Annotated in this window: 20 protein-coding genes and 1 pseudogene; 4 read left to right on the forward strand and 17 right to left on the reverse strand. The window is 56.9% G+C overall.

From position 1 onward, the window contains the following. From MPAL_RS09620 to MPAL_RS09645, 6 genes are all read right to left on the reverse strand, one after another. On the reverse strand, positions 1-420 hold the full coding sequence (locus tag MPAL_RS09620) for an ATP-binding protein (RefSeq protein WP_012618552.1): 420 nt from the start codon (positions 418-420) through the stop codon (positions 1-3). Further along, a complete protein-coding gene (locus tag MPAL_RS09625; RefSeq protein WP_012618553.1) occupies positions 421-753 on the reverse strand; it encodes an STAS domain-containing protein in 333 nt (110 codons plus the stop codon). It lies immediately after the preceding gene. Positions 754-755: 2 nt separating this feature from the next. Beyond that, positions 756-2111 (reverse strand): PP2C family protein-serine/threonine phosphatase, encoded by a 1356-nt coding sequence (locus MPAL_RS09630; protein ID WP_012618554.1) that lies wholly within the window; start codon positions 2109-2111, stop codon positions 756-758. Positions 2112-2261: 150 nt separating this feature from the next. Next, positions 2262-2768 (reverse strand): hypothetical protein, encoded by a 507-nt coding sequence (locus MPAL_RS09635; RefSeq protein ID WP_012618555.1) that lies wholly within the window; start codon positions 2766-2768, stop codon positions 2262-2264. Positions 2769-2795: 27 nt separating this feature from the next. Continuing rightward, on the reverse strand, positions 2796-3725 hold the full coding sequence (locus MPAL_RS09640; protein ID WP_012618556.1) for a S16 family serine protease: 930 nt from the start codon (positions 3723-3725) through the stop codon (positions 2796-2798). Positions 3726-3767: 42 nt separating this feature from the next. Beyond that, a complete protein-coding gene (locus tag MPAL_RS09645) occupies positions 3768-4190 on the reverse strand; it encodes a thioredoxin family protein (RefSeq protein ID WP_012618557.1) in 423 nt (140 codons plus the stop codon). Positions 4191-4617: 427 nt separating this feature from the next. Here MPAL_RS09645 and MPAL_RS09650 point away from each other — a divergent pair, with 427 nt between their 5' ends. The 3 genes from MPAL_RS09650 (at position 4618) to MPAL_RS09660 (ending at position 6504) form a co-directional block, all read left to right on the forward strand. Beyond that, positions 4618-4854, forward strand: coding sequence for an Lrp/AsnC ligand binding domain-containing protein (locus tag MPAL_RS09650; protein WP_012618558.1), 237 nt, complete (start codon positions 4618-4620; stop codon positions 4852-4854). A 719-nt stretch (positions 4855-5573) separates the two neighbouring features. Further along, on the forward strand, positions 5574-6212 hold the full coding sequence (locus tag MPAL_RS09655) for an adenine nucleotide alpha hydrolase family protein (RefSeq protein WP_012618561.1): 639 nt from the start codon (positions 5574-5576) through the stop codon (positions 6210-6212). Beyond that, on the forward strand, positions 6187-6504 hold the full coding sequence (locus MPAL_RS09660; RefSeq protein ID WP_012618562.1) for a hypothetical protein: 318 nt from the start codon (positions 6187-6189) through the stop codon (positions 6502-6504). The genes MPAL_RS09655 and MPAL_RS09660 overlap by 26 nt, the downstream gene beginning before the upstream one ends. Positions 6505-6563: 59 nt before the next feature. Here MPAL_RS09660 and MPAL_RS09665 read toward each other — a convergent pair whose 3' ends face one another. Together MPAL_RS09665 and MPAL_RS09670 are read right to left on the reverse strand one after the other, a co-directional pair. Continuing rightward, positions 6564-7634, reverse strand: a complete 1071-nt coding sequence (locus MPAL_RS09665; RefSeq protein ID WP_012618563.1) for an NAD(P)H-binding protein — start codon at positions 7632-7634, stop codon at positions 6564-6566. 33 nt (positions 7635-7667) lie between these two features. Next, positions 7668-8852 (reverse strand): aminotransferase class V-fold PLP-dependent enzyme, encoded by a 1185-nt coding sequence (locus MPAL_RS09670; RefSeq protein WP_012618564.1) that lies wholly within the window; start codon positions 8850-8852, stop codon positions 7668-7670. Positions 8853-9250: 398 nt separating this feature from the next. Here MPAL_RS09670 and MPAL_RS16975 point away from each other — a divergent pair. Beyond that, a pseudogene (locus tag MPAL_RS16975) lies at positions 9251-9349 on the forward strand (IS5/IS1182 family transposase); the annotation flags it as partial. A gap of 25 nt (positions 9350-9374) precedes the next feature. Here MPAL_RS16975 and MPAL_RS09675 read toward each other — a convergent pair. The 9 genes from MPAL_RS09675 to MPAL_RS09715 form a co-directional block, all read right to left on the reverse strand. Further along, positions 9375-9878: a hypothetical protein gene (locus tag MPAL_RS09675; protein WP_012618565.1), complete on the reverse strand. Its 504-nt coding sequence runs from the start codon at positions 9876-9878 to the stop codon at positions 9375-9377. Between the two features lie 87 nt (positions 9879-9965). Further along, positions 9966-11117 (reverse strand): DUF362 domain-containing protein, encoded by a 1152-nt coding sequence (locus MPAL_RS09680; protein ID WP_012618566.1) that lies wholly within the window; start codon positions 11115-11117, stop codon positions 9966-9968. 16 nt (positions 11118-11133) lie between these two features. Continuing rightward, complete coding sequence (locus MPAL_RS09685) at positions 11134-11931, reverse strand: DNA integrity scanning protein DisA nucleotide-binding domain protein (RefSeq protein ID WP_012618567.1); 798 nt, start codon at positions 11929-11931, stop codon at positions 11134-11136. Further along, entirely contained in the window at positions 11928-12794 is an 867-nt protein-coding gene (gene sucD / locus MPAL_RS09690; RefSeq protein ID WP_012618568.1) for a succinate--CoA ligase subunit alpha, read from the reverse strand. Before sucD ends, MPAL_RS09685 begins: the two co-directional genes overlap by 4 nt. Next, positions 12791-13873 carry a succinate--CoA ligase subunit beta gene (locus tag MPAL_RS09695; RefSeq protein ID WP_012618569.1) on the reverse strand — a complete coding sequence of 361 codons (1083 nt, stop codon included), beginning with the start codon at positions 13871-13873 and terminating at the stop codon, positions 12791-12793. The genes sucD and MPAL_RS09695 overlap by 4 nt, the downstream gene beginning before the upstream one ends. Further along, positions 13870-14418, reverse strand: coding sequence for a 2-oxoacid:acceptor oxidoreductase family protein (locus tag MPAL_RS09700; RefSeq protein ID WP_012618570.1), 549 nt, complete (start codon positions 14416-14418; stop codon positions 13870-13872). Before MPAL_RS09700 ends, MPAL_RS09695 begins: the two co-directional genes overlap by 4 nt. After that, the gene (locus tag MPAL_RS09705) at positions 14418-15203 is read right to left on the reverse strand and encodes a thiamine pyrophosphate-dependent enzyme (protein WP_012618571.1); all 786 of its coding nucleotides are present in this window, start codon (positions 15201-15203) and stop codon (positions 14418-14420) included. The genes MPAL_RS09700 and MPAL_RS09705 overlap by 1 nt, the downstream gene beginning before the upstream one ends. Continuing rightward, positions 15200-16309, reverse strand: a complete 1110-nt coding sequence (locus MPAL_RS09710) for a 2-oxoacid:acceptor oxidoreductase subunit alpha (RefSeq protein WP_012618572.1) — start codon at positions 16307-16309, stop codon at positions 15200-15202. Before MPAL_RS09710 ends, MPAL_RS09705 begins: the two co-directional genes overlap by 4 nt. Continuing rightward, a complete protein-coding gene (locus MPAL_RS09715; protein ID WP_012618573.1) occupies positions 16306-16578 on the reverse strand; it encodes a 4Fe-4S dicluster domain-containing protein in 273 nt (90 codons plus the stop codon). Before MPAL_RS09715 ends, MPAL_RS09710 begins: the two co-directional genes overlap by 4 nt. Positions 16579-16617: the final 39 nt, after the last annotated feature.

A 16617-nucleotide genomic window follows, 5' to 3' on the forward strand; every position in this document is an offset into this window, starting at 1 on the left:
TCAGACCCTGTTGAGCGCGATCGCCAGCGTCAGGATGTTCTGATCGTGATCCCGCCGGTAATGAACCTCGTCCATCATCCGCCGAACCAGCAGGATCCCGAGACCCCCGACCGGCCGATGGTCCAGGTCAGCGGTACAATCCGGTTCGGGGACAGCGCAGGGATCGAACGGAACACCCAGGTCCGTGATCTCGACGATAAAACGGCCGGCTGTCACCGAGGTGCTGACCGTCACCGTCGCCGGAGGAACCTGGTAGGCATAGGTGCAGATGTTCACCACCGCCTCCTCCACAGCCAGTTGCAGGTGCATCAGGCGGGCAGGATGAAGACCTGCCTCCTCTGCCGCCCTGGTGACAAAATCGATGACTGCCGGGACGATCGACGGATCGCCGACGAAGGTCTCTGCATCAGATACCCCCATTCAGGGCACCCCCCTGCAGGCCTCTTCCACGGTCGAATAGATATCAAAGAGGGTATCAAATCCTGCCACGGACAGCACCTCCTCCACCAGTCCGCCGGGGGCCGCCAGCACCAGGGTTCCCCCCAGTGACTGTTGCCGTCGTTGGGCAAGCAACAGACTGCGCAGCCCGGCACTGCTGATATAGACAAGACCCGATAGGTCGAGAACCTGTCGACCGCCACTGATCCATCGGTCACCTGCTGCATCAAACTCGGGAGCAGTCAGCGTATCCAGCCGTCCATCGACCCGGATCAGACTGCACCCATTCTGGTTTACTTCAGTTATCTTCATCATCGTCACCTTACATATCCAGCCTCTGGCCGGCTGATGGCACACAGCGTGATATCATCGCTCTGGGGAAGAGCGCCCTCATAAGTCAGCACTGCATCAAATATCGCCGACACCACGTCCTCTGCAGTCCGGCCCTTCTGTTCTGAGAGGACCTTGCAGAGGTGCTGCATGGAGAAGAATTCCCCATCGATCCCCTCTGCCTCAGTGACCCCATCGGTGTACAGCAGCAGAGCGCTCCCCTCCGGCAGCATCGCCTCCTGATCGAGATAGGCTGTCGTCTCCCGGATACCAATTGGCGGGGCCTTTACGCAGGTGAGAGGGGTGACCGTCCCGGCCCGGTCCAGCAGGTACGGTGGGAGGTGCCCCGCCGAGGCGTAGGTGATCCGGCCGGTGCTGATCGTCACCACCCCGCAGAAGATGGTCACAAACATCATCGCTTCATTGTTTCTGCAGAGATGCCGGTTCACCTCGGCGAGCACCTGCGAAGGCGTTGCTTCCGGCACAGCCTCGGACCTGATCAGCGAGGCGGTCATCGCCATGAACAGGGCTGCCGGCACCCCCTTCCCGGAGACATCCCCAACGGTAACAAAGACCTGATCGTCCCCGACCAAGAAGTAGTCATAGAAGTCACCGCCGACCTCCAGCGCCGGCTCCAGTCTCCCGGCCACCTGCATCGCGGTCCAGGAGAGGGGACCTGCCGGAAGACCGGCCCGCTGAATCCGCCGGGCCACCGAGAGTTCACCCTCCAGGCGTCCCTGGGATGCGAGTACGGACCGCTCATGCGTAACATTCCCCAGCATCAGCACGAAGATCGCCATCCCGATCGCATTCACCAGCATGATCGGGATCACCGAGACCGCAAGGACATGCACCGTCTGGTCAAGTGGGTCGGCGAAGAGGAGATCGAAGCAGGTCCTGACCACCTCGACCAGCACGGCCAGCAGCATAGCCTCGATCAGACTCACCGGTCTACCCTGTCGGCGGAACCAGACCATTCCCCAGATCAGCCCTGCTGCCATCGGCCCGAGGGTCCCCCCGAGCGCCATGAATCCTCCCTCCCCGTAACGGAACAATCCGCCGATGATCCCGGCTCCGAGCCCGACCCAGGGCCCTGCCAGCAACCCTGCAAACGCTGGTCCGATGTCTCTGACACTGAGGATCGCACCCTCATAGGGGACGCCCGCCAGGGTGCCATAGATCGAGAAGACCCCGCAGATCAGCATGATCAGCAGCCGATTCTTCAGGGTGAACTGCCGGTCAACGATCGCAGCATACAGTTGGGACCGGGTCAGCAGGTACGTGACCACGATCAGGACCGACATCCCTTCGACGAGATTCACAATGAGATCGATTTCAGTCATGTCGATCCCCTCGAAGAGTCATCGGCCACTCCGTTCAGACAATCGGCATGATGTAGACTCTGTGGAGTACTATGCCAGAACAGAAGAACACAACCCAGTTCTTAATTGAGCCCTGAAGATATTGAAAGGTGTTGCTTTGGATTTAGGGGGTCACACCTCCCCTACAGTGGAGACGGGGATCACCTTCACTTCACATCCGCGGTCACCCAGACACCGGGCCCGCACAAACCGGAGGGTGAAGGCGGGGTTGAGTCTCTGGACTGCAGGGATCATGAAGGCCAGGCAGCGGGCCGAACACTGGGCAGGGCTGGCACAGACCTCTTCGGCACATTCGAGAAGAGAACAATCACGGATCAGGATCACCGCAAGATCCTTGCGGCTGGTCAGATGTTCATACCGGATCCGGGGGCCGAAGAAGATCGTAACGATCGTCATCAGGGTTTCGGCGATCTCGGCAGCCGTGGCTCTCTTCAGGTTGAACATCGAGGCCACCTCCACTGCCCGCTCTGCCACGACAAGCCAGACCGACATCTCCAAACGGTCAAAGGAGTTGCCGACAGCCGAACGGAAGAGACGATCATAGATCGCCGGAAGTGTAGCGGAGAGTTCGGCTGCGATCTGCCACTTCTGTGCATCTGATAGAAGATCCTGGTTCATAATATACCCTCAGAGAACCCCCGATCATCAGGTGGCCAGCCTGACCAGGTCGTCGATCGTGTCCACATACTCCACCCGGATGCCAATCGTCGACTCGATATACTGCTTTGTATCGACCTGGTACGGGACTTGCTGCAGAACATGGAACCCATAGTACTGCTGTTCTTCTCCTCTGAACAGAGTGAGTTCGCTATTTTCGCGCGAAAGTAGAAGGAGTGTCTTGCCACTAGCCTTTGCAGCGGTCGCCTTCTCAACGACCCCGCCGATCGCACCGATCTGTCCGTTCTCATCGATGGTTCCGGTCGCGGTCACATCCTGACGGACCGGCCTCTGATCGAGGACAGAGATGAGCAGGAGGGTCATCAGGGCGCCGGCGCTTGGACCGTTCACCTCCGGCACCCGATCATCAGCCACGATCGAGATGATCGCATCACTTTCAGATAGGTTGGTCCCGGTACGATTCTCTGCCACAGCGACAGCAGTGTTCGCAGCGTCCTGGAAGACCTCCCCCATCAGGGGCGAGGTCTGGACCAACACCCTCCCCCGACCGGGGGTCACCTCGACAGAGATGTTGATCATCGATCCTTCAGAGATGGTCTGACGGGTGATGAACCGGCCGCTCTGATTCAGGACTGTCCGCTGCATCACCGCCGGGGCCATCAACGACGCCGTCCCCGATATACCAGCAGAACTAACCCCACTATCGTTCACCTGATAAGCCGTGGAGGTCTGCAGATGCGAGCGGTAGAAGGCAAGTTGTGACGCAGCCTGCTCTGCGCTCAGATTACTCTGGTCAAGCTGGGTCTGAAGTTCTGCATTCGACGCTTCAAGCGAGGTCAGCCGCTCTTCAACCTGATGACTTCCACCCTGCTCTGAGGTGAAGAGCATGGTGACCAGGGATATGTTGACAATCAGAGAGACGACCAGGACCAGTGATATGAGTCTGGAAGCTTGCATAGTGACACCTGTTGTGATGAGTTTCTTTCTTCTGGATGTGATTCAGGCATACCCTGATATCTCATAATCGATCTCTGTAGAGTTCGTGGCACATTCATTTCCATAGAGTAGAAATTCCTCGATCTGCCGTTTGATGATCGCAGGGTAGACGGCCCCGACCAGTTCCTTCACCGGTTTTCCCTTGCAGAAGAACTTGAAGGTCGGGGTCGACCGGATCCCGAACCGTTCCACAACACGGGGATTCTGCCCGACCTCGATGGTCGCAAAGAGGACCCGATCGGAGAACTCCCCAGCATACTCCCGGATATAGGGAGTGATCGTCCTGCAGTGCTGACAGGTGGCACTCTGGAAGATGACGAACGTCGGCCCGTCATGCATCTCGATCAGTTGTGTAAAGGTCTGATCGTTCACACTGACCAGCAGATCTTTCTGCTCCCCGGATCTCACCAGATCGCCGTCGTCCATTCTGGTACCTCATCTGCTCCATATAGATGACCTGGGATATATGTGTTCTCCGAACAGTGCTGTGTTGCACAACTCGAACATGTCCTCATCTCAAAAAAATTAGAATTACGGCGTCTCCATCAGTTATTCATGATAAAAAAAGAATGATCGGAACAGGCGCACATTGATTCCTCAATCCATTCTGCCGTATTGAATCTGATCTTTAATCGAATAAGGCTGTTTTTACCAATTTCTCCAGTGATAAATACCATTCTGTTCGATAACGTTGTTGAGGATTTGGATACATTCCCAAAATCTCCCAGGATCAATCCATCCAATCAGGACGGATGATACCCGGAAAAGGTTCTTCGGGAGTACATCAAAACCGTCTGTCGTGAATCAATCGTTGACACAGCATTTAGCAGTACAACAAATGGAGTTGATTTGAATGGCAAACGCATATTTGAAAATTGATATCGAAACGGGAAAAGAGAAGGAAGTAAAAACTGCATTGAAAAAGATTACCGGAGTAAAAAGTGCAGACTTTGTAACAGGATCGCAGGATCTCGTGGCGTTGGTCGAAGGTAAAAATTATGAAGAGATCGTGACCCAAACGCTGGAAGAGATCAGGAAGGTGAAGGGGATTAAAAAGACGGTTACAGACTTTGTGTTTGAATGGGCTTGATCTTCTAATTTTTAAGTACGGTAGGTTAAAAAGAAAACGCCCTGATCTCCGATGAACCTATGAAAGAGGACAGGGCGATTTCAATAACCAATTATGTGTGTTATCTTAACGATAGAGAGGAGTGTTTTAAAGTACTCTTGGTTTTTTAATAACACATTGTTGACTGTTACATGGTTAAAAAAACACATTCTTGTTATCTCCGTATCCCCATGAAGTGCCTTTTTTATGATAACACGTTTCGCAGGCATATGTGTGAAGATCCTCAATATCCTGGCCCGATATATTTCGGTGAGACAGTACCATATGGTTTTTATGAGAACCTGACCAGTGCAGATACAGCACAAAGATTTGCGATGCCCGCCGTCGGACTGGAACTAGGGCCATGGTGAGTGATGTTCTCATAATCTTCGGGATGGATAATGCACTCAGGCCATTCAGACAAACAACTGCGACATTCCTTGGAGATACCCTTGAAGAATATCACAATTTCCTGAGGTTCTATCAGAATATGCAGAAATTATAAGTATTTATAAAAATGACATACTAGAGTAATTCACAATTGTGAACTCAACTCGGGGACCTCATGAATACCTGACGCAAGTCCACAACAAGGAAAAGATGAGTGGAAACGTCATCCATTCCACTCCGATGAGTTTACCATTAAATACACGATTTCCTGCGGTTAGAATATCCCTCTGCCAGCAGGAGTGAGAATCATTATGAAGCTTATATCTCTGATCTCGGGAGGAATCGACTCACCAGTGGCGACGTATCTCATGATCTGTCGCGGCGTTGAGATCGTGGCGGTCCACATGGACAACCGCCCCTTTACCGATGAAAAAAACCTGGACAAGACCCTGAACCTGGTCCGACACCTCAGGACACTGACCGGCACACCGATCAGGACCTACGTGGTTCCTCACGGACCAAATCACACCACCATTGCACGGAACTGCAATCGTCACCTGCACTGCCTCTTCTGCCGGAGGATGATGTACCGGATCGCAGAACAGATTGCAGAAAAAGAAGGTGCTGACGGGATCCTGACCGGTGAGTCGGTAGGGCAGGTGGCCTCGCAGACTCTCCAGAACCTTTCGGTAGTGAACCGGGCCATAAAATATCCAGTCATCCGCCCTCTCATTGGTTTTGACAAGGTCGAGATCATTGAGATCGCCCGCACGATCGGTACGTACGAGATCTCCACGCTCCCCGGCCTCTGCTGCACCATCGTTCCCAAACACCCCTCGACTGCCGCAAAGCTGGAAGATGTCCTCAATGAGGAGAGCAAAATTGATATCGATTCTCTGGTAGAAAAATCTCTGGAAGGGATGTATGTATTCGGTCCTGAAACCCTGTAAAACATCGGCCGCATTCGAAGCAATTCCACGGGATCGTTTCAGTCTTGACCTTGACCTCTGTGAGGAGATCCTGAAAGAGGTCTGCACGATTGTTGTCCATGCAGGAATTATGTTGATCGTAAGCGATCAGTGCGAGATCTCAATTCATAAGGACGGACGGCTCATCCTCAAGACAGACTCGGGAGAAGTTGCCCGCGAACAGACCGGGCGCATTGCCGGATGGCTGGAAGGAACACCTGCGATACGGAAGCACAGGGATTCAGGATCTCAAAAAAGGAACCTCCAGAAATAGGAAAAGAGAAGGTCCGACAAATAAAGAACGGATCTTCTGGATCCGGCACTGCAATTGATCTAGAGCCCTATGTACCGTGCATAAACGGAACGGGCCATAGCCTCGTCTTTGGTTCCTTTGATGATCGCCCTTCCGTCACGGAATATTGAGATCTCTTCGGTTCCGGTCCGGAATGTGAGCATGTATGGGTGGAGACGTACCTCGCCAAGACGGGAGAGACGGATCTCAAGGTCTTCAAGAGTGATCTCCATCTGGGATGAGGGGATGATCTGGATCGCGTCTCTCCCACAGAGTGATGTTACCATCTCCCGGGAGACCGCATCCAGGAAATCCCTCTGACCCTGTACGCAACACGGACAGTCTGGTTGTCTCCCAACCGCCACTCGATCGAACGTGTTCCGCCATCCATCAATATATACCATGTACGAGATCTCATCCTTCGGGTCGAACTGCCCCGTCAGGATCTGGTAAGCGAGGGTACACTCAATAGAGGCGATGAGAGGAGGCATCGTATTTAAGACACCTGCAATGTCGCACGTCTGCAACAGGCCGGGTCCGGGAAGCGAAGGAACGAGACACCGGAAACAGGGAGTTTTGCCCGGCAGGATGGGCATCACCATGCCCCCGGTCCCGACAACGCCGGCATAGATCCAGGGGATGCTATGCTTTACGCAGATATCGTTGATGAGGAAACGGGTCTGGAGGTTGTCGGTTCCATCCAGAACCACGTTCGCTCCTGATAGGAGTTTTTCGGCATTTGATATGTTGAAATCTGTTACATGTGCCTCAATCTCAATGGAAGAATTGATCTTTCGCAGGATCTCAGCAGCGGCAACAGCCTTTGGGCGGTTCAGATCTTCCTCGCTGTACAGGATCTGCCGCTGCAGGTTGTGCAGCTCCACCAGATCACGATCGATCAAAACTACCTGTCCGATACCCGCCCGCACCAGTGAGTTGGCCACGGAACTTCCTGTTGCTCCAAGACCCACAATGACTGCCCGGCTCTCTTTGAATCGGCGTTGCCCCTCTGTCCCAATCTCAGGAAGGATGATCTGGCGGCAGTAACGGTTCTTCGTCGAATTCTGGGAATCCAGAACGGATCCGGTTTCATCTTTTTCTGTGAGTGTCACCCAGTCATCTCCTCTTCACCCGATTGTCAGATGTTAAAAATCCCCAGCAATTTTCCTGACGGTGTCCACGAGCAGCTCCGCGTCTTCGATCGTGTTATAGCAGTGCAGACTTGCCCGAACCGTGCCGTCGGTCAGGTTCAGGAGTTGCATAAGGGGCATGCAACAGTGATGACCAGATCGTACCATCACATTTGCCTCCCCGTCAAGCATAACAGCAACGTCATGGGGATTGAGCCCCTTGACGGCAAACGAGATGACCCCGATCCGGTTCCCTGCCGGCCCGGGTCCAAAAACCTCCACGTTCTCTATCCCGGTAAGATTTTTGATGATATACCGGGTGATCTGCTGCTCGTGGTTCTGGATATTCTCCATACCAAGCGCGTTCAGGTAATCGACTGCACGGGCGAGACCGATAGCCCCCGCTATATTCGGGGTTCCCGCCTCGTAACGTTCATATCCGTCGGTGAGGGTGTAATCCTCGGCAGTGACCCGCTCCACGCTCCCGCCACCCACAAGCAGGGGTTCAAGGCAGGGAGTCTTCATGTAAAGTACTCCAGTACCGGTGGGGCCGAGCATCTTGTGCCCTGAGAAACAGAGGAAATCACAGCCTAAGCGTTCCACATCCACCGGAATGTGAGGGACCGATTGTGACCCGTCAACGAGAAGAAGCGCCCCGTAATTCTGGCAGATTTTTGCAAACTCGCTGATGGGCACGACATTTCCCAGTACATTCGAAGCCTGACTGATAGCAACGAGCCGGGTCTGCTTTGTGATGATTGCCTCAAGGGCGGCCGGATCCAGGGTGCCGTCCCGTGCAGGAGTCAGGAGCTGGAGATCAATCCCATAACGGTTGCGAAGACGCATCCAGGGAAGGAGATTACTATGATGTTCAAGGAGTGTGGTAATTACCTGATCTCCCTTCTGCCACGCGAGTCCTGACGCAACCGTATTGATTGCCTCGGTGGAGTTACGGGTAAAGACCAGTTCACCTTCCTGAGCATGAATGAATTTCCGAACCTTCTGGTGGGCATCCCTGTACTTCTGAGAGGCCTGCTGGGCGATCCGATGGACCCCCCGGCCGGCATTTGCCCGGTATTTGTGCTCGTACTCAAGCATCGCCTCAAGTACCGGCTCCGGCGAGAGGCTCGTGGCTGCACTGTCCAGGTAGCATACCTCAGAAAGAAGGGGGAAATCGTTGCGGATATTATCAAAAGTCATAGAACCTCGATCAGGGATCCCTGAAAAAAAACCATGAACCGTAGTCTATCAATGATGACCATTGAAGAACTCCGATCTGTTTCCGGCATTGTCGTTCAGGTAATCCTTTTGATACATTACTGGGTGTTCTCCCGGGCAGTCAGGGAGCATAGTCCCCTGAGATGGTGGTTGTACACTATATGAATTCACAATTGTTAATATTTTGCACCTCGGCTGTTAAATGACTGATTTTATCATTATGGGAAAGTAATGCAATTCAACCCCTGAACACATTCTGCTGGATCATAAGGAGTGCAATAACGACAGAATTCCAGAGAAGATAATAATTGACCTTAACTTCCCTTTATTTATCGATCGATCTCGTGATATGAACACGTTCTGGAACTTCATTCTCAACCAGAATTCAGTCGGGTATCAAAACCCGCATCAATGTATCACAACGATCCAGTGGATCTCAAAATCGAGCAGAATGTGTTCGAGAACGGGATGATCTGGGGGTATGGACCAGAGGTAATAAAAAAATTATTTTTTGAGGGGGTTATCGAGACTGAGCGCAGAGCTCTGTGACGGCCACTCCGCCCGCCTGAAACTGAGGTCTGGACCGCTCGCACTGGTGGTCTCCTGGGTACCGTTATACACCCGCTTCACCAGGGCGGTCCCATTATTCAAGACGGCCATGGTCAGGACCCGCGACTCGTTGCTGGTCGGACCCAGGTATGAAAGGTTCACCAGACCATTGGACCCCGTCTGTTCCCAGTGTCCGATACGGTCGACGAAGGTATCGTTGGTCGAACCTGCCGTGGAACGGAACCGCATCTGTGCAGTTCCATTTTCCTGGAACTGGATCAGAATGTTCTGAGAGTCTCCGGACTCTACCCATGAACCGATGATCGCCGTCTCTGACTGATTAACGGTCTGGTTTTCGGTCTGATTTCCAGTATGATTGGCATCGGTCCCCTGACTGGTGCACCCTGCTGAGAGAAAGAGCAGGACCAGCAGTATTGCAAGTGAATAGATCGTCTTCATGATCCTCCAGATCACTCTGTTCCCCACGTACTAGGAGTTAACCCGGGTTGAACGAAAAATGCAGGACCTCCCAGCTGTCAACCCTTGTCAGGCCCGTTCGATGAGTCGCCGAAGCAGCGGCTTCTTCACCTCGATAGCCCCGGCAGGGCAGAGTTCCTGACAGCAGAAGCAGGCGATGCATCGACTCTGATCGATCATCGGATAGTCCCCGACCTTCATCGTGATCGCCTCAGGCGGACAGTTGTCGCGGCAGGTGCCGCACCGGGTGCACCGAGCCCGGTCGACCACCGGCCTGGTTCCGAGGACTCTGCGTGCACAGGAGAGGACGAACGGTGGAACCCTCGCCAGGCTCATTGAGGAGGGCATTTTGAAGTCTGCAATGGTAAAGAGCGCCGGGTCAGGGCCGGCGATGGCGATCTGATCGAACGAAGAGGGCCCAACACCCCGATCTGCCGCCTCCTTGACGGTTGGAAGGCAGAGCGGATCGAACCCGATCACCGACGCGGCCACAAAGTCGATCGCCGGCGAGCTCGTCCCTGCGAACAACAACCCGATCGCACGGGGGGTGCCATGCGAGGGGCCGTTCCCCTCCATCCCGACCACTGCATCCATGATCACCAGCGTCGGGGGGACGACCTGGTGGAGGTCGAGGAGGAGCTCAGCGAACTGCGCGATATTGTTGCCGGTATGGAGATGATAGGCCGCCTTCTTCACCCCAGGGATGAACCCGTACAGCACCTTCACGGCCCCGGTCATCCCCGTCAGCTGGTGAGTCTTCAGTTTCGGAAGGGTGATCACCACATCCACCTGATCCACCACCGCAGCCACCGTGAACCGACGGAACGTCTTCGCCTGGTCGGAGGAGCGGTCGACGGTCTGATCATCGAAGAAGATGGACTCGCAGCCGGTCTCCTCGATCACCTGCGCAATCCCGGTCCGTTTGAGCAGGGCCCGATACGATGCCGGGGTGTTTCGTCCGCCAGGTGAGTCCCCGACCAGCGGTATAGCCCCGATCTGATACACCTGCTCGACCACGGCCCGCACCAGGGCCGGGTTCGTGGTGACTGCAGCGGAGGGATCGTACGAGGAGAGGAGGTTCAGTTTGATCAGCACCCGATCTCCGGGGTGAACAAATGCAGCGAGTCCACCGAGGGGTTCGAGGACCGTGGTGAGAGCAGCCCTGACCTCATCGAGGTCATAGGACTGACAGGGAGTCAGAGAGACAGTATACGAAGCCATGTGAACAACCGTCGGATCATGGCGGTATCGAGACATCAGACCGGAGCGAGAGCTGGCAGATCCCGTCCCGATAGAGCCGTACAATACCCCCGCTCTCGGAGATGATAATACCTGCGACCGGGAGCAGTTTGGTGATCGCAGCTACTGCCCGGTGCCGGCCGCCGAGGCCCCCTGGGAGCGTGACCGAACGTGAGTCCACGTCCATATACCGCCCTGCCGCGAGCACAGATCCGTCCCGGTCGAGTACGAAGATCCCGTCGAGCTGGGCGAACTCTTTCACCGATTCCCAGTTTTCATGCTTCATAACCGAGGTGATCTCCCGTGGATGCCCCCAGTAGGGGTTCAGGATCAACTGGTGCGAGTTGGCCAGGATCAGATCGCCGTCGCCAATGATGAAGGCCGTTCCGACGGCCCTTCCTTCCCGCCCTTCAGCCCCAATCTCCATTGCAAGCGTGAGCGCAGCCTTCATCACCGGCATCGGCACGATCGAACCGAATGACTCCAGATCGATCACCCCAGCCGCTTCCTCGATCGAATAAACCAGGATCGCGTGGGAAAAGACGCCAACAAGAGTCCCTTCGGTGAGATCTTTCTCCAGCGAGACCTGAACCGCAGCGTCACGGATATGCTGCCGGACCGACTCCAGAGCCTGATGCATCGTCAGATCCTTCCAGATATCCAGATATCCCTCATCCGCCCAGAAGACCTCGACCGATGAAGAATACGGGGTTCGCGGCAGAAAAGCGATCACCCCAACGGCATGGATCGCTTCAGCGAGTTCGATACCCTTTCGGAGCATCAACTCCGTGCTCATAGCAGGTTCCGGATGAGACATGGGATCTCTGATGGCCTCTGGGCAACCGTCACCCCCTGGTTCTGCAGATGCCGGATCTTGGACCCGGCATCCCCCTCACCGCCTTCGACGATAGCGCCGGCATGCCCCATCCGCTTGTCTGGCGGGGCCGATACCCCGGCGATGTAGGCGACGATCGGCAGGTCGGTGGATGCCGCCCCCTCCTGCTCGAGCGCACCGCCGACCTCTCCGACCAGGACGACGGCCCTGGTCTCGGGATCCTCTTCGAACCGATCGAGCAGGTCGACGAAGGTCTGCCCGATCACCGGGTCGCCCCCGATCCCGACGACCGTGCTCTGGCCGATCCCGGCCCGGGTCAGTTCATCGACGATCTCATAGGTGAGGGTCCCGCTGCGTGAGATCACGCCGACATGCCCCCGTGTGAAGAGATGGGCCGGCATGATCCCGAGTTTCACCTCGCCGGGCGAGAGGAGGCCCGGACAGTTCGGACCGATGACGGCACAGTCATGCAGTTTGGCATAGGCGACCGCCTTCATCGTATCGTGGACCGGGATATGCTCGGTGATCGCGACAACGAGTTCGAGGCCGGCCGAGGCCGCCTCCATGATCGAATCGCCCGCCGCCTTCCCCGGGACGAAGAGGACACTGGCCGTCGCATCGTGCTCGGCGAGCGCCTCATGGACGCTGTTGTACACCGGCACTCCATGCACCTCCTGGCCGCCCCTGCCAGGCGTGACCCCGGCCACAACCCCCCGGCCCCCGACCGAACGAGCGTACTCGTTCATCAGGTTGATGTGAAACGCCCCCTGTTTGCCGGTCGCACCCTGCACGATCACGCCGAGGGATTTATCGCCATAGATCATCGTGTCGCCTCCACGGCGGCGGCGACCGCTTCGTCCATACTTTCATACATCTGGTATCCATGTGCTGCAAGCAATGCCTTCCCCTCAGCTTCGTTGGTCCCCGCCATTCTGACGATCACCCGCTGGGAGACCCCAGCACTGATGATCCCCCTGGCCACCTCATCACACCGGGTGATTCCCCCGAGCAGGTTCACGATGATCACCTGCACCTGGGGTGCGCCGGCGAGGAGCTGGACCGCAAACCGGACCCGTTCCTGGTCTGCACCCCCGCCGACATCGAGGAAGTTCGCGGCCTTCCCCTCATAATACTCGATCAAATCCAGCGTAGCCATCGTCAGCCCGGCGCCGTTCCCGACCACCCCGATGGAGCCGTCGAGCTCGACATAGGAGAAACCATGCTGCTCTGCTTCACGCTCCCGGGGCGTCAGGTCGCGGTTCTGGGTGATCCCCTGCCGCCAGAGGGCGTTGTCGTCGATGATCAGTTTGGCATCGGCCGCATAGACCCCCCGTGTGGTCGTGACCAGGGGATTGATCTCTGCGAGCAGGGCGTCCTTGTTGTTGAAGACATGCCAGAGGGTGTTGATGACCGTGCCCAGTTCCTTCGGAGCATCACCGAGCAGGTCGCGGATCACGAACGCCGGCAGATCGGTCATCAACCGGGGTACATTGACCCGCCGGATCGCATCTGAGGAGGCCGCTGCGGTCGCCTCGATATCAACCCCGCCGGCATCGGCAAAGAGAAGGATCGGCTGTTTTGTCGACCGGTCGATGGCGATCGAGAGGAAGTATTCATGGGTGATCGGGAGCTGCTCCTCGACCAGCACCTGGTCCACCGGCAATCCTTTGATCGTCCGTCCAAAGAGGTCGGTCGCCGTTGCAGTTGCTTCTGCTGCCGGACAGAGCAATATCCCGCCGGCCTTTCCACGGCCGCCGACATCCACCTGCGCCTTCAACACCACCTTGTCGGCGGGCATCGCAACACTCGTTATCTCTTCAGGGGACGTGATCACAACCCCACGCGGGACCTGGATCCCTGCCGCACCAAATATCCTCTTTGCTTCGTATTCACGCAGTTTCATGCATGTTCCTCTGATCGTTCCCCTGATCCATAGTCAAATCCCAGCCTCAAAGCCCGAAGGTTCGATTCCTCGGTTCCTTTCGGGACACTGTCCAGGACGGCACGTTCAATCGCGTCCCTGCTGACCACGCCGGTGGCAGCCACCAGCGCGCCGAGCATCACGATGTTGGCGAAGATCGTCTTCCCGAGGATCGTCCGTGCGGACTCTGTCGCCGGCACCTCGATGTACCGGCAGGCAGGCCGGCTGTGGACGAGCCCTGCATCCAGCAGCATTGTCGCCCCCTCGGGGGCAGTAGCACCATACTTCTCGAACCCTTCCTGTGACATGATCACAAAGAGGTCCGGGTTCGCGACCTTGGGGTACAGGATCTGCTGATCGTCGATGACGACCGCACTCATCGAGGCCCCGCCCCGTGCCTCCGGGCCATAAACCTGGGTCTGAACGGCAAAGGTGTGATCGTACATCACCGCAGCCCGTCCGACGATCACCGCTGAGAGGATGATCCCCTGGCCCCCGAAACCCGAGAACCTCACTTCGTGGCGCATCAGTGCACCCCGGTGACGGTCCGCTGCCGATGAACGATCTCGCCGACCACGAAACTGTCCGGCGGGATCGGGATTCCCTCGGCGACCATCCGGTCGTACTTCTGTTTCAGCAGGGCCTGGGACTTCATCTGATCGATCATCGCAGCCACATCCCGCAGTTTGTTCTTCCGGCCGAAGTTGGTCGGACACTGGGCACGCACCTCGATGAATGAGAAGCCCGGGGTCTCGAGCCCGACCCTGATGGCACGAGTCAGCTCCTTGACATGGTAGGTGGTCCAGCGGGCCACGTAGTTCGCCCCGGCTGCCACGGCCAGTTCGGTCAGGTCGAAGGCCGGCTCGCAGGCGCCGTACGGCGTCGTTGAAGTGAGCGCCCCGCAGGGTGTCGTCGGCGAGCCCTGCCCCCCAGTCATCCCGTAGATCTGGTTGTTCATGCAGACCACCGTCATGTCGACGTTCCGCCGGCAGGCATGGATGAAGTGGTTCCCGCCGATGGCGGCCAGATCGCCGTCGCCGGTGAAGACGATCACATGCAGCCGTGGAGCGGCCAGTTTCACCCCGGTGGCGAACGCGAGCGCCCGACCGTGGGTGGTGTGGAGCGAGTCGGTCTGGATGTACCCCGGCGCCCGGGACGAGCAGCCGATCCCGGAGACGAAGACCGTATCCTCCTTCTTCCAGCCCATCTCCTCGACGGCCCCGAGGGTGCAGTTGATGATCGTGCCGTTGCCGCAGCCGGCACAGTAGATGTGCGGAAGCCGGTCCTGCCGGTACCAGTCCATAAAGGTCATAATTCCTCCTTTGCTGCCAGGAAGGCCGCTTCCAGTTCTGCAGGCGTATGCAGTTCCCCGCCGATCTTGCCGATTGCCCTGACCGGCTGACAGACATGCCGCTCGACCTCGCGGGCGATCTGACCGAGGTTCAGTTCTGGGACCAGGAAGATCCTGGCCTCTTTGAACTCGGCGAAGGCCTCTTCCGGGAACGGCCAGACCATCTTCAACCGGAGAACACCGATCATCTCCTCAGGGTGATCCTGCACCAACTGTTGCACAGTCCGTGCCGGGGAGCCGTAACAGATGAAGACCACCTCGGCGTCGGGGTTGATCACCTCGTACTCGGCGATCCGGTGACGCTGCGACTCCACCTTCTGGCAGAGCCGGGTGACCAGCGCCGCATGGATGGCTGGGTTTGTGGTCGCCGGATATCCACGCTCATCATGGGTGAGGCCGGTCACATGGGCCCCGTGCCCTTCCCCAAACGTGGGGAAGCCGGGGACCATCTTCTCGCCGGCATGGAAGGGGAGGGCATCCGCCGCAAGTTGTGTTCTCGTCACGGTCGTGACCGAATCCGGGATCTCAATCCGCTCCCGCATATGCCCGATCACCTCGTCGGCCATCAGAAAGACCGGAACCCGGAACTCCTCGGAGAGGTTGAAGGCCAGGACGGTCAGGTCGTACATCTCCTGCACGCTCGCCGGGGAGAGGGCGATGATGCTGTAGTCCCCGTGCGAGCCGAACCTGACCTGCATCATATCCCCCTGCCCGGTCATCGTCGGCTGGCCGGTGGAGGGGCCGCCTCGCTGGATATTCACGACCACGCACGGGGTCTCGGTCATCACGGCGTAGCCGATGTTCTCCATCATCAGCGAGAAGCCCGGACCGCTCGTCGCGGTCATCGCCTTCGCCCCGGTCCAGGAAGCCCCGATGATCGAGGCCATCGAGCCGAGCTCGTCCTCCATCTGGATGAAGACCCCTCCGGTCTTCGGAAGCTTCCGGGCCATATGCTCGGCGATCTCGGTGGACGGCGTGATCGGGTAACCACCAAAGAAGCGGCACCCGGCCGCCAGCGCCCCCTCTGCACAGGCGATGTTTCCCTGCATAAACTCAATCTTCGTCAAAACTCGACCTCCACCTTATGCGGTTCGCTCGGCTTCTCGTCGACCCATGAGATCGCCTGGTCAGGGCAGGTCATCTGGCACATGCCGCAGAGTGTCCGTCCGTACATCTTCTGCAGCCGGCAGTTGGTGCACCGCTCCGGCCGATCGAGATCAGGCACCAGAACCCCCCGCCAGTTAGCCTTCTTTCCAGACGTAAAGATCCGATATGGACAGACCATCGTACAGAGATTGCATCCCTTGCAGCGGTTTTGATCGATCACCAGTTTCATGGATCAGGTCCCTTGCTCATTATTGCATCGCAGATATGA

The sequence above is a fragment of the Methanosphaerula palustris E1-9c genome (assembly GCF_000021965.1).
Lineage (GTDB): Archaea > Halobacteriota > Methanomicrobia > Methanomicrobiales > Methanospirillaceae > Methanosphaerula > Methanosphaerula palustris.